The organism is Ciceribacter sichuanensis (assembly GCF_024055605.1).
GTDB lineage: Bacteria > Pseudomonadota > Alphaproteobacteria > Rhizobiales > Rhizobiaceae > Allorhizobium > Allorhizobium sichuanense.
On sequence record NZ_JAMXLX010000008.1, the window covers coordinates 176,892 to 189,592 of the forward strand.

Consider the following 12,701-nt stretch of genomic DNA (forward strand, 5'->3'; position numbering starts at 1 on the left):
GCGGAATCGCACGAGAAGGCTCAAGGCCACACGAGCCGTCCGGCGGCGAAGTCGCGCGCGAGCGCGATAAAGGCCTGGAAAGCCGCGGAGGAATTTCGTCGATTATAATAATATAGGCACAGCGGCACGAGCGGCGGCGTCCAGTCTTCGAGAATGCGCACAAGCCGTCCCGCAGCGATGTCTTCGCGGACATCGGTCTCCATGAAGTAGCCGATCCCCACGCCGTTCGTTACTGCGATCCGGGCAAGGGAGGCTTCGTCGAGAGTGATCGGTCCTTCGACGTCGAGCTGCAGCTCATGGCCGTCCCTCTCGAACCGCCATCGGAGCAATGAACCATCGGGAAGCCGTCCGCGAATACAGGGGTAAGAAAGCAGATCCTGCGGCATTTTGGGGATGGTGCGGTTCTCGAAAAACGCGGGCGATGCGGCAACCGCCATGCGTCGCATCTTACCCAGCGGTATGGCGATTGCGTCGCTTGGTACCAGATCCGCGCTACGCAATCCCAGATCAAAGCCCGCCGCTACGACGTCAACGAGCCGCCCTTCGGTGACGATGTCGATATGAACCTGCGGGCAACGCTTCAGATAGCCCAGGACCAGCGGCGCCATGATCTCGCGCGCCGCCGTCGCGAAGGCATTGATGCGCAAGATGCCGGACGGCGTCTCCTGCTGGGAGCGCGCCGTGTTCATCGCTTTTTGGATGCCCTCAAGCGATGGCTTGATCTGTGCGACGAAGATCCGCCCCGCATAGGTGAGCGAGACGCTGCGCGTGGTGCGATTGAACAATCGCACGTCAAGCTGACGCTCGAGTTTGCCCACCGCGTTGCTGATGGCCGTGGTCGACATGCCGAGATCGAGCGCCGCCGCTCGAAACGAGCCGCACCGAACGATAGCGAGAACCGCCTCAAGCTCGATCAATGAATGGCGCGTCATTGTCCCGTTTTCCGTGATGCCCCATGCTGGTTTGTCACGCTTATCGGGCGAAAAGTCCATCGCTAAATTGGCCTCGTCACGATCAAGGAGATGGACATGACCAACCTACCCAAACCAATCGCCGACTACATTGAGGCAAATGCCCGTCTCGATATCGACGGCATGATGAGGCCTTTCTCGAATGACGCCGTCTTCATCGACAACGGCAAGCGTTACGAAGGCCTGGCTGAGATCCGCAGGTTACTGAAGGACGAAGCGATCGCGGTCAAGGCGATCTTCACGCCTGACACTGTGCGGGAAGAAGACGGCGATGTCGTGCTCGAAGGTCCCGCTCATGGAGACTTCCCGGGCAGCCCGATCCGTTTCACCTATCGCGTAACGCTTTCGAACGACGCCATCAAGAGCATGGAGACCACGGTATGAGCATCCAGGCAGATCCAAACGAGTTCGCTGGCAAGCGCGTGCTCGTCAGCGGCGGCACCAAGGGTCTGGGCCGCGCCACGGTCGAGCGCTTTCTCGCCGGCGGAGCCCGTGTTATCACCGCCGCCCGCACGATCAAGGATCCTATCGATGGCGTTGAATACGTCCAGGCGGACCTGACCACTGCGGAGGGTGGTGAAGCGCTCGCCAAGGCAGCGGTTGAGCGGCTGGGCGGCATCGACATCCTTGCCCATGTCATCGGTGGCTCGGCTTCGCCGGCGGGTGGCTTCGCCGCGCTGACGGACGACCACTGGCTCGCCGAGCTGAACCTTAATCTACTGGCGACGGTTAGGCTCGATCGCCTGTTGATCCCGCAGATGCTGGAGCGGGGCAAGGGCACCATGGTGCACATCACCTCAATTCAGTCCGTCCTGCCGCTGCCCGAATCCACCACAGGCTATGCCGCTGCGAAAGCCGCCCTGAGGACCTACAGCAAGTCAATTTCCAAAGAACTCGGTCCCAAAGGCGTGCGGGTCAACTCCGTCTCTCCCGGCTGGATCATGACTGAGGCCACTGGAGACTTTCTCGAAATGCTTCGGACTGCCAATGGCGGCACGATCGAGGACGCGCGTCAGTCCGTGCTCGATGCGCTGGGCGGGATCTCCATTGGGCGCGGAGCTGAACCTGAGGAGGTAGCCGACCTTATCGCCTACCTCGCCTCTGACCGTGCTGCTGCCATCCACGGCGCCGAGTTTGTCATCGATGGCGGTACGATAAGGACGGTATGAGCGAGGGTCCCGGCGTTCGCGGAAGTGAGGACGCCGGGAGCCCTCCAGCCTTGGCCGAAGGATGAAGCCGTCAGGGAGCCTCGGTCGCACCGCATCAAGATTCAACCACCTGAATGGAACGACAATGTTTGCCGTCTACGCGAAAGAAGCCAATTTCAACGATCCACTCGCCTCCCTCGTCGTCGGAGAACGTCCGGATCCGATCGTGAGAGAGGGCTGGGTCAGAGTGAAAGTGACACATGCCAGCCTGAACCGGCACGACATTTTCACACTTCGCGGGATGACCTCGCAAGAAGAGCCGATCCCATTCCCAATGATCTTGGGCAATGATGCCGCAGGGTTGCTCGAAGATGGGACGCCCGTGGTGCTCTACCCCGTAATGGGAACGGAAGACTGGAAGGGCGACGAGACGATTGACCCTCACTGGCATGTTCTCAGCGAGCTTGTGCCGGGAACGCTGGCTGACTATGTCGCTGTCCCCAGGCGCAACGCTGTGCCTATTCCTGAAGGTTTGTCCCCGCTCAATGCATCACTGCTCGGCACGGCCTGGCTGACGGCTTATCGCTCGCTCTTTACCAAATCCCGACTGATCCCCGGCCAGACCCTTCTCGTGCAGGGGGCGTCCGGCGGCATGTCGACGGCCCTCATCCAGATGGGTCGGGCTGCTGGCTTCGAAGTTTGGGTCACGACGCGAAACGACGAAGGGGCAGCGATCGCCGAGCGTCTTGGCGCCAACCGGATATTCCGGCATGGCGACGCCCTACCGCGCCGCGTTGACGCGGTCGTTGACAATATCGGAGCTGCGACATGGGCAGACAGCCTGAAAGCTGTCAAAAGGGGTGGCGTTTTGGTGATCAACGGCATCACGACAGGCCACACCGCCGAGACCGATCTGCTGCGTATCTTCGTGGAACAGATCGACATCCGCGGCACCATTATGGGCACATTCGAAGAAATGAAGGCCATGATGCAATTCGTCATCAGCAACAATATCACGCCCGAGATAGGTGCCGTGGTGCCGATGACGGAAGCCCGCGAAGCGATCCGCAACATGATCGAGGGCCGCACGCGCGGAAAGACCGTCTTCACGCGATAACCGACGGCGCAATGAGGGCAGGATGACAAACGATTTCCGCTCAATTCTCCCGCCGGTTGTTAGATCATCATTACTGCCTTCATTTTGGCCGTGGGGATCTCTTGAACCGGCCGGGCCGGGCGTTCGAGATGATTTTCAGTCGAGCAAACCCCGTTCGTTCGAAGCATCAAACTTTCGCACATCGCCCCGCATGCGTCCCTGCCATCGCGCAACGAAAGCTTTCGTCTGCTGGGCATCAAGATGAGCAATAAGCGCCTCCTGATTGGCCCAGCGTTCCACGATCAACAACCTACCCGCTGCGGGATCATCAACTGCGGCATCATAGGAGATGTTTCCAGAACGCTGTCTTGTCATGGCCGCAAGATCCTTCAGTTCCGCAAGAAATTGCGGAACCCCCTGGGGATCGACGTGTATATATCCTGTTACTATCAGCATCATGCTTGCCTTAGTTGTAGCGCCTTCGGGGGGAGTGACCGCACTCGTGTGATCTGGTGTCATCAAACCGCCCTCAGTACGATCTTGCCTTGAATGCTGCCTTGCGAAGCTCGCTGATGGGCAGCAGATGCTTCCGCCAATGGAAACTCGCTGTCGATGACGACTCGAATTGTGCCGTCGTCGAGCAATCGACCGATTTCAGCCAGTTGCGCGCCATGTGATCGGACCTGGGTGGATGAGACGGTAATCCCACGCCTGGCGGCGTCCTCGTGGCCGGAAAAGCCCAAGGGATTGACGAGGAAGAGAGCCCCACCCGGCTTGATGACGCTCAAGAAGCGTTCAATGTTCGGCCCCCCAACGGCATCCATCACCAGATCGAAATCCTGTCCGGCTGCATCGACGGACGTCTTGGTGTAGTCGACGAACTGGCTTGCGCCGAGTTCACGAAGAAGCGTCTCATGCTTCCCAGAGGCGACCGCAGTGACATCAGCACCCTTCCATTTCGCAACCTGAACTGCCAGATGGCCGACGCCCCCTCCCGCGCCATTGATCAGGACACGTTTGCCCTCAAGCGGAATTGGGGCATGCGGAAAGGACTGAAAGGGATTGGGTGCATCATGGCCTAGCTCCACGAGAAACTGCCAGACTGTCAGAGCCGACATCGGCGCGCCGGCCGCGTGGAGGTGATCTATTCCCGACGGCTTCTTCGCCAGTTCCGATGCGGGCACGCTGACGTATTCGGCGTAAGCACCACTGCCTTTCATTAGATCCTCGGGGAAGCGGACCATGGCATAGACTTCGTCCCCAACACTGAATTGCGAAACTTGTTCGCCCGTTGCTGCGACGACACCTGAGACGTCGGTGCCAAGGATCAGCGGAAAGGTAGCGTTGGGTCGCCATTCGGGAGGCAACGCTCGATAACCGTCACGCAAATAAAGATCCGGTGGATTGAGGCTCGCCGCATGGACACGAACCAGCACTTCGTCACTCGCTGGCACGGGCCGAGCAGCGTCCTCATAAACCAAAACGTCGGGGCCACCGAATTCGTGCAGTCGGACTGCTTGCATCATCTGGGTCATTGTAACCTCATCTCTCTGAAATTCTGTTGTCTCTCAGCAAATAAGGTGTCGTTTTGACATTGATAATCGCGCTGTAATTCACTTTAATAATTCCATGACGGAACAAATCGCCTTGGACAGATTGACCGGCCTCATCGCCTTCACGAAAGCGGGATCTTTGGGAAGCTACACGGCCGCGGCCCTATCGCTATCCATTTCCCCCTCGGCCGTCAGCAAGAGCGTTCAGCGACTTGAACAACGTCTCGGGGTCTCGCTTTTCACCCGCACGACACGCTCGTTGACGCTGACCACTGAGGGGCGAGAACTGCATGAGCGGGCGCTTCGCCTACTTCGCGACGCGGAAGAAATCGAGCAAGTGGCCAAGGCCGCCCGCGCCGCACCCTCCGGCAACTTAAAAATTGCGGCGTCGCTTCCCATCGGTCTGCATGTCATCGCTCCAATACTTGCGGAATTCAGGAAGCGGTACCCGACCGTCACGATTGACTTGCGTCTCAGTGATCAGATGATCGACCTGATCGCTGAGGGCGTTGATCTGGCTATTCGCATCGGAGAACTTGACGACTCGCGTCTCCTATCACGGCGTCTGTCGCCCCATCGACTTTGCTGCTACGCATCGCCAGAATATTTGGCTAAACATGGCACCCCGAGACATCCTGACGAATTGGCGGAGCATGAGACGGTCAATTTGCGGTACAAAAGCACGGGCCAGCTTTTTCGATGGCCGTTCCGTATCAGGGAACGTGAGGTCGAAATCGTTCCGTCATCGGGTATCGTTGTCGATGCAAGCGAAGGCGTCATGACCGCAGTCGCGGCCGGCGCCGGAATTGGAATGGCCACAAGTTTTGCCGCGACCGCCTGGGTCAAGCGGGCGCAATTGACGCCGATCCTCTCAGAATTTGCCGTCGAACGACACAACGTCACTGTGGTTTGGCCCCAAAGCCGCCGTACCAACCCGGCTGTTCGTGCCTTTATCGAAATGTTGATCGACGCGGCCTAGCCCAAGTGCTGGTCTCCACGGCATGTGGTGCGGCCCTGAGTTCAGACAACGGGAGGCCACATAATCGGGCCTGTCGTCGATGATTAGATAAAGGCGGCGGGAGGAAATCTCCGTCATACGGCGGCAAAAAAATGATCTATCTTATGCAGGAGATCTAAAAAGATGGCCGCTTGGTCGTAAGCGTGCCGCCAGAACCAAGGCGATGATCGCGACGACAATCGCATTGAGCCACAGTACCGAAAACTCTTGTCGAGAGACATGAAAGGCGATCGCTGCAAATTGGAGCAGGAGCAATCCCGCGACTGCAGCGGTCGTCAGCCAAGGAAGTATGCCGAGTGCGGCAGGTAAAATGAGGCCTATCGCGCCCAAGCTCTCCGCAGAGCCGATCAGTGTAATCAGCCAAGTCGGAACTTCCAGGGTCCAATTCCAACCCATCGCCGCCATGGCCTCCGGAGGCTGCGTCAGCTTCGTCCAGCCGGCGTAGCCGAAAAACGCAGCCAGCAGGATTTGCCCAGTCCAGGCGAAAGTCGTCGTTTTGCTCATGCAGACTCCAGGGGCGATGTGTTAAACCGCGCGGTATTGAACACTGCGCTATTTGATAGTCCTGACTATCATATGGAGTCAACAGCATGCGTGAGTGGCCGGAAAGTCACCCCAAGGCCAGGGCAATGGCGCGGCGAAGGAGCGAGATCATCGATGCGGCCAAGCGCTGTTTCATCAGAACCGGTTATGCCGGCACCACGATGGAAACAGTCGCTGAGGCGGCCGGTATTTCGCTCATGACGCTGTACAGGTTCGCAGAAAGCAAGGAGGACCTCTTTGCGGCAACGGTCACGGACGCTTGCCGCGCCCGCGATGAAAATGAGCGGCAATACTATGAAAATCTTGTGAACCTGCCGGTCCGGGAGATGCTGATAACCAGCGGGATCGAGATGCGTCTCAAGATTCTGCATCCTGACAGCATTGCGCTCATGCGTCTTGTTATCGCTGAGGCTGGTTCTTTTCCGGCTCTGTTGCCACTCGCCTATGGCGCGTTCATAGAACACTTCGAAGAACTGGCATTGCAAGTCATCCGGATCGGGTTTCCTCATTTCTCCGGAGATGCCGATATCCTGTCTCGCAGGTACGTGGACTGTCTTCTTGGTGCCGACGTTCTCCGCATATTGCTCGGCTGCGACCCATCGGGAGACAGCCAAGATGTTTCAAAAGCGAAACTGGCTGCCGAATTGGTATTAGGATCAACAGGGTGAAACCAATGGCGATGTGGGCCGCCAGCAAGACAACAAACATGGATTCATATTGTCGTCTGCTATCCGGGTGCTGGTGCCTCGCGGAACTCAGCCAATTTCGACTGAGTTCCGCAAGGTGTGGGAGATAAAAAACATCGGACCCAGCCACTTCTGCGGGACCGGTGACTTCGGAGAAGTCCCTCCGTGGCAGTCAACGCTTCAAGTAACTGTCAGGTCATTTAACCCTTTCAATTCGCAGGTCGAAACGGCTCAAGAAAGCGAATTCCCGCTTCGATCGTGCCGTCCATCATTTCAAGCAACTGCGGTACGAGTTCCGCCATGCGGGGCGCATGGAGATGTGCCTCAAGAGCTTCTCGACTGACCCAACGTTCGTAAATGACGAACTTGCCGGGCTGTCCGGCCACTTCATGGGCTTCATAGTCGATGCAACCTTCATCATGTCGCGAGGCCGTGACGGCCTTGCTCATGAATGCTTTCATGTCGGCTTCCCTGCCGGGCTTGGCGCTTGCCTCCCAGAGCAGGACAGTGAGGGTATTGTGGCCGTCGGACATTTGGTTCCTCTTGGTTCAATGTTGCGTTTCAGGGAAAGGGTGTACTGGATGCGCGACAGAGCGCTTTTTGAGACAAGAGCATCCGTCAAAGGCGTCCATGACTGGGCCAGAGCAGGCCCCAGGTCCGTCAAGCCTTGGAGGCCGTGACGCCGTTAAGGGCGGCTATCGCCTGCTCCGGCAATTCGAGCTTCTCGGCGGCCCCGCAGATGACAACTAAGGACTGCTTCACGCTGCTGGGAGGGCGCTTGCACGATCTCTTGGCGGGCCGAAGACGTCGTTGCCGACAAGCTGCATGCCTCCATAGCCGACCCGCCTCATGTCACGAGTACGCAGCTTAAAAGCCGCTATCCAATCGTCGTTGCTCATGACAAATCTCCTGGCGTTGATGTCTTTTTGGAATTATGGGAAGGAATATTTGGTTTTGGAATTCGCGTTTCATGAGCGTAGTCAAAGAGGCTCTAAGGCCAAGAAAATCACCGGTCCAGAGCCGATCAACGGCCACTATCGATGCGCTGCAAGCCGCTGCCATTCAGGTTTTGGCGCGGTACGGCTTGAGCGGAACGACGACGACACGGATCGCCGAGCGCGCAGGGACATCGATCGGGAGCCTTTACCAATACTATCCGAACCGTGATGCCCTGATCGCAGCCGTCCTCGAGAGACACCTCAACGCAATGGCTGACGCCATCGATGAGGCCTGCCGCCAACAGAAGGGCATGCGGGTTGCCGAAATGGCTTCCTCTCTCGTTTCTGCGTTTCTCGCAGTGAAGCTCAGTGATCCAGTGCAGGCAAAAGCCTTATACGCGGTCGCATCGGAAAGGGGTGGGCCTGAACTTGTTGCACGCGTATATTCGCGGACGGTGGAGGCCATTGCATCCATGATCGCAAGCGCCTCGGACGCGTCTTTTGCCGATCCATCCTTGAGCGCAGCGATCGCGTTCGATGCAATGGCAGGGCCCGTTCGCTCGGTGTTAGAAGGCTACACGGCCAATGGAGTTCAAGACAGCCTACACCTCCATCTGGTCCGCCTCGTCACTGCATATCTTCAGACCTTTCGGGTGTAATTTCTGTTTGAGGGGCACTATCGGCAAGTGCGGGCGGCCTCTGAACCAGAGCCTGCCTCGCAAGCCCCTAGGATCTCTGTCCGCGCAGCTCAGCCACCTGTGGTTGTGGGCCGTCATTGGACATTGGCGAAATCGTCCTCGAACTGCGCCTTGGTCTTGCAAGCCTTCCGCCAAGAGCGAGCCGACGTTTTCCCCAGATCGGCCCAGTGAAGACATTGGCAACACGGTTACACCTACTTGCCCGAGATGCCGCCGAAGAGCGCGACCACGCTGCCAGGGGCATCGTCGCCAAAAAAACGACTTAGGTTTTGCGCTGTCTGATTTGCAACTTCGGTGCTTCTGGGGAAAAGGCTTTTCTCATAGTTCGCAAGCGCTGCTTCCACATCGTTGGGTGACGATACGAGGGCTATTGCGAGTTCCGTGCCGTCATAGAGGGCAAGGTTTGCACCTTCGCCCGCAAACGGCGACATCAGATGCGCGGCATCTCCGAGCAATGTCACGCCCGGCACTCGTCGCCATTGGTGTCCGACTGGCAAGGCATGGATCGGACGAAGCACAGGATCGGTCTCGCCATCTGTAATGAGGGCGGTGAGCGCGGGAGCCCATCCTTCGAATTGCACTGCGATTTGAGCCAGGCCCGCTTTGGGGTCGGTGAAGTCTATGGACTTCGTCCATTCCTCCGGCTTGGTCAAAGCCACATAGGTATGCAGCGTTCCGTTCGCATAACGGTGTGCGAGGATGCCCCGACCCGGAGCGATGGCCATCAATGTACCGCTGCCAATCGCCTCCGCGCTCGCATTATGGCGCGTATCGCCATCGAAAAGCAGCGTTTCTATGAACGAGATGCCGGAGTAGACAGGCTTGGCATCAGACAGGAGCGGACGAACTTTCGACCAAGCGCCATCGGCACCCACGAGCAGGTCGGTGGTAACGGTGGAGCCATTGACGAAAGCGACCTCATGGCGGCCGGTGCCGAGCGGGGTTATCAACTTGACCTTGTGGTCCCATTTGATCGTTTCCGGAGGAATGGAGTCGATCAGCATGTTCCGAAGATCGCCCCGGTCGATTTCAGGGCGATGGGTGCTATGATCTCCGGGACTGTCGAACAGAACATGTCCATTCCTGTCGACGACACGTTTTGCATCCTCGCCGGGGCGAACGAGCTCGAGAAAGGTCTCGTAGAGCCCCGCAGCCCTCAGGGCAATCTGACCGTTATAGTCGTGGATATCGAGGAGGCCGCCTTGTGGTCTCGCGTTTGCGGAGGCTTCGGCCTCGTAGATGATTGTGGGGATGCCATGAAGGTGAAGGACACGTGCGAGTGTCAGGCCACCAAGACCGGCACCAATAATCGTAATCGGGGTTTGCACTAAGCGCTCCTATTGAACATAGGCACCGAACGCCCCAAGGCGCTGATGACTATTTTCGCCCAATCATGTCGGGCGGCTGTTTCGGGAGACGCTGGCCAGCAAGAGCATGAGGCCCGGTTGGCGTGTGCGCGGCCGCCACACTGTGGCGGCCGTTTTTCGCGACGAAAGGTCACTATAGGAGAAGGTCAAAAAATGCAATGCCACACTTGGTCTTGGCCGTTTTCAGACTTGGCGGCCAGTGACCGCATATGGCGGATGTCCTTGTCGTGTCGGCTCGCGCACCGGCGGCCCACCCCGCTCTGTCCAGGTAAGAGAGAAGTCACCTGGACCGTTGGCGTCAATCGCCCAGACAAGCGTACCGTGCCCATGCGGTTGTAAAACCGGACAGACGCCCACCAAGGCCATCGAGCAGATGCACCCTGGGGCCGTTCGCCTGATGATCGAGGAGACCCGTCATCCCATGGGCCAGATTGCGCGGGAAAGTGGTTTCGACGATCTTCAGCGTATGCGCGATGCGTTGATGCGCTAGTATGGACAACCGCGCCAGACGATCCGGCGGCTTGCGAGAGCCGCCTGAGGCATCAGCCCGCCTACGGCGGAACGATAGTAGATGCCGATGTTCATACCGTGGACGAATCGTCCTTAGTGGTTGATCCCCCTACGGGTTAACCCAATACCTGAGCTATAACCTCAGCGAAAAGGCCTTTAAGCGGGGCACGGCCTCAGGCGTCAATTTTTTTGGTGAAGATCACTGCCTCTTCTGATTGCCGAGTCCGAATTCTCCTCCCACCTGCTTACAATCCAACTGCCAAACAACAGCACTATTGATGTGCTGCAGAAGCAGATCGCTTGGTTGGAGAAACGAAAGGCCGCATCGGATGCAGCCCTGTCAATCTTGCGGGCAAGGTGGACTGGATCAAGGCGGGCAAGCCTGACGACGCATCCGCCTTGAAGACTATCAGTGCTGAAGCGCATGTAGTTCGGCCAGCCCTTCCTCCCTTGATATTACCGGTTCGTATCCGAGTTCGCGCCTGGCCTTGCCGATATCCAACGAGACTTCCACCGCAGAGGTGGCATAGGCCTGCCTTGTCAGTGGTGGAACAATCCTACCGACGGAGATTGCCGCAAGAATGTCACCGATGATGGCCACGGTACGGACGACGGCGCGCGGCACGCTCTTATCCGGAATTTGAAGCCCTTGCGTATCAAGGAGCCCCGACACGATTGTGCGGAAGGCGACCGGCGCGCCATCCGAAACGAAATAGACTTCTCCACCCCGTCCATGGGCAAGCGCGAGTTCAACGGCGTTGCAAAGATTGCCGATATGGGTAGTCGAGGTGAGATAGGTGCCGCCGCTGATCCAGGCAAATTTGCCGGATTTTACCGCTTCGGTGATTGCTGGAAGTGCCGTCGTGTCATCCCGCCCCCAGACGAAACGCGGGCGCAGGACGACGACGGCAAAATTGTCTGCATTGGCGGCAAGCGCGATGCGCTCGGCTGCCGCTTTCGTGCGCGAATAACCGCCGGCCGGTTTCAGCGGCAATGGCGTGCTCTCATCCACGTTGACGAGCGCCCTGCCGGTGGCGAGAACGGATTCGGTGCTCAGATGAATGACCTTGCGAATACCGGCGCGGTGAGCCGCCTCCATGACCGCACGGGTGCCATCTTCATTGACGCGCCGCTGCCTATCCGTGGCGGGTCCGTGGTCGGTGTCTGCCGCCGCATGGATCAGCGCATCGCAGCCGGCCATGGCCTCAGAAAGCGCATCGTCGAACAGTTCGCCACGGACCTGAGTGGCTCCCAGAGAACGCACCAGTTCCGCTGACTTGTCACTGCGCGCAAGAGCCTTGATTGCGACCCCGCAGGCGGCAAAATGCCGGATCAGATTACGGCCGACATAGCCGCTGCCTCCGGTCAGAAAGATCTGTTGAAACGGAACGAGTTTATCCGTGGCCGCGGCCTGTGCGGCATTGCTCTTAGTCATGTCATTCACCTGATGTCTTTTGGGAGGATCAGTCCGCCGCGATATCGGGAAGATCGCTCTCTCCCGGTTGCGTCGTCACGAGCCAGTTGATTTCGCGTAGAAGCCTGTCGCGCTCCTCACGGGGAAAGTGATGGAAATCGAGATGCTCGAGGAATTTCAGTCCCTCAAGCGCCAGATAGGCGAGAAGCGCGCCCCGCGCAGAAGCGGATGTCTCCATTATGCGCGCTATGGTGCGGGCCTGGTTCTCCTGCATCTTCAAGCGCAGCGTGGCATCGAGCGCGAGGGCCGCACTCAGGTTAAGCGCGACGGCTCTGAATTCTTCCGGCGGCGGCGCTGCGGCAGCAAGGATACGACCACGGATTGCCCTGTCGTCAGGATCGGCGAGCTGTTCCTCGATCCCGAAATGATGGGCATTGTCTCGTTCAAACGCGCGGTCCACGACGGCCTCGAGCAGAGCCTGCTTCGACTTGTGATCATAGAGCACGCTTGCCTTGTTGATGCCCGCTTCCTTGGCAACGGCATCGATGGTCAGGTTGGCCGCGCCATCCCGCCCGACAACCCGTTCAGCGGCATCAAGCACCGCCTGCTGGTCGATAACACGTTTCCTGCCCACTGTGCGCCATCTGATTATTTCCAACCAGATGGTTATAAATAATCAGCGGCTGTAATGTCAAGCCGACGAACAGGCATTGAAAGCCCGCACTTGGCGCCACGCTGCCGTGGCCTCCGCCTTGAAGG

At 58.4% G+C, this 12,701-nt stretch carries 15 protein-coding genes; 7 read left to right on the plus strand and 8 right to left on the minus strand.

The genetic code is table 11. The features are described 5' to 3' along the window. Positions 1-20 precede the first annotated feature (20 nt). On the minus strand, positions 21-932 hold the full coding sequence (locus NBH21_RS21375) for a LysR family transcriptional regulator (protein ID WP_250914861.1): 912 nt from the start codon (positions 930-932) through the stop codon (positions 21-23). 96 nt (positions 933-1,028) lie between these two features. Here NBH21_RS21375 and NBH21_RS21380 point away from each other — a divergent pair, with 96 nt between their 5' ends. The 3 genes from NBH21_RS21380 (at position 1,029) to NBH21_RS21390 (ending at position 3,236) form a co-directional block, all read left to right on the plus strand. Then, positions 1,029-1,355 carry a nuclear transport factor 2 family protein gene (locus tag NBH21_RS21380; protein WP_250914860.1) on the plus strand — a complete coding sequence of 109 codons (327 nt, stop codon included), beginning with the start codon at positions 1,029-1,031 and terminating at the stop codon, positions 1,353-1,355. After that, positions 1,352-2,140, plus strand: a complete 789-nt coding sequence (locus tag NBH21_RS21385; protein WP_250914859.1) for an SDR family oxidoreductase — start codon at positions 1,352-1,354, stop codon at positions 2,138-2,140. The genes NBH21_RS21380 and NBH21_RS21385 overlap by 4 nt, the downstream gene beginning before the upstream one ends. A 124-nt stretch (positions 2,141-2,264) precedes the next feature. Continuing rightward, entirely contained in the window at positions 2,265-3,236 is a 972-nt protein-coding gene (locus NBH21_RS21390; RefSeq protein ID WP_250914858.1) for a zinc-binding dehydrogenase, read from the plus strand. A 135-nt stretch (positions 3,237-3,371) separates the two neighbouring features. On the opposite strand, the gene NBH21_RS21395 is transcribed toward NBH21_RS21390, so the two are convergent. Continuing rightward, positions 3,372-3,734, minus strand: a complete 363-nt coding sequence (locus tag NBH21_RS21395) for a putative quinol monooxygenase (protein WP_250914857.1) — start codon at positions 3,732-3,734, stop codon at positions 3,372-3,374. Then, complete coding sequence (locus tag NBH21_RS21400) at positions 3,734-4,750, minus strand: NADP-dependent oxidoreductase (protein WP_250914856.1); 1,017 nt, start codon at positions 4,748-4,750, stop codon at positions 3,734-3,736. The genes NBH21_RS21395 and NBH21_RS21400 overlap by 1 nt, the downstream gene beginning before the upstream one ends. Positions 4,751-4,844: 94 nt before the next feature. On the opposite strand from NBH21_RS21400, the gene NBH21_RS21405 reads away from it, so the two are divergent. Then, entirely contained in the window at positions 4,845-5,747 is a 903-nt protein-coding gene (locus tag NBH21_RS21405) for a LysR family transcriptional regulator (RefSeq protein ID WP_250914855.1), read from the plus strand. A gap of 141 nt (positions 5,748-5,888) precedes the next feature. On the opposite strand, the gene NBH21_RS21410 is transcribed toward NBH21_RS21405, so the two are convergent. Further along, positions 5,889-6,290 carry a DoxX family protein gene (locus tag NBH21_RS21410; RefSeq protein ID WP_250914854.1) on the minus strand — a complete coding sequence of 134 codons (402 nt, stop codon included), beginning with the start codon at positions 6,288-6,290 and terminating at the stop codon, positions 5,889-5,891. An 86-nt stretch (positions 6,291-6,376) separates the two neighbouring features. Here NBH21_RS21410 and NBH21_RS21415 point away from each other — a divergent pair, with 86 nt between their 5' ends. Then, positions 6,377-6,997 carry a TetR/AcrR family transcriptional regulator gene (locus NBH21_RS21415; RefSeq protein WP_250914853.1) on the plus strand — a complete coding sequence of 207 codons (621 nt, stop codon included), beginning with the start codon at positions 6,377-6,379 and terminating at the stop codon, positions 6,995-6,997. Between the two features lie 227 nt (positions 6,998-7,224). Here NBH21_RS21415 and NBH21_RS21420 read toward each other — a convergent pair whose 3' ends face one another. Further along, positions 7,225-7,548, minus strand: a complete 324-nt coding sequence (locus NBH21_RS21420) for a putative quinol monooxygenase (protein WP_250914852.1) — start codon at positions 7,546-7,548, stop codon at positions 7,225-7,227. A gap of 437 nt (positions 7,549-7,985) precedes the next feature. Between NBH21_RS21420 and NBH21_RS21425 the strand changes: the two genes are divergently transcribed. Continuing rightward, positions 7,986-8,612 (plus strand): TetR/AcrR family transcriptional regulator, encoded by a 627-nt coding sequence (locus tag NBH21_RS21425; protein ID WP_250914851.1) that lies wholly within the window; start codon positions 7,986-7,988, stop codon positions 8,610-8,612. Positions 8,613-8,845: 233 nt separating this feature from the next. Here the strand turns inward: NBH21_RS21425 and NBH21_RS21430 are convergent, their stop codons facing one another. Then, positions 8,846-9,979 carry an FAD-dependent oxidoreductase gene (locus NBH21_RS21430; RefSeq protein WP_250914850.1) on the minus strand — a complete coding sequence of 378 codons (1,134 nt, stop codon included), beginning with the start codon at positions 9,977-9,979 and terminating at the stop codon, positions 8,846-8,848. 412 nt (positions 9,980-10,391) lie between these two features. Between NBH21_RS21430 and NBH21_RS21435 the strand changes: the two genes are divergently transcribed. Continuing rightward, on the plus strand, positions 10,392-10,508 hold the full coding sequence (locus NBH21_RS21435; protein WP_250914849.1) for a helix-turn-helix domain-containing protein: 117 nt from the start codon (positions 10,392-10,394) through the stop codon (positions 10,506-10,508). Between the two features lie 429 nt (positions 10,509-10,937). Here NBH21_RS21435 and NBH21_RS21440 read toward each other — a convergent pair whose 3' ends face one another. Further along, positions 10,938-11,963 carry an NAD-dependent epimerase/dehydratase family protein gene (locus tag NBH21_RS21440; RefSeq protein ID WP_250914848.1) on the minus strand — a complete coding sequence of 342 codons (1,026 nt, stop codon included), beginning with the start codon at positions 11,961-11,963 and terminating at the stop codon, positions 10,938-10,940. Positions 11,964-11,991: 28 nt separating this feature from the next. Continuing rightward, on the minus strand, positions 11,992-12,576 hold the full coding sequence (locus NBH21_RS21445; RefSeq protein ID WP_250914847.1) for a TetR family transcriptional regulator: 585 nt from the start codon (positions 12,574-12,576) through the stop codon (positions 11,992-11,994). Between the last annotated feature and the right edge of the window lie 125 nt (positions 12,577-12,701).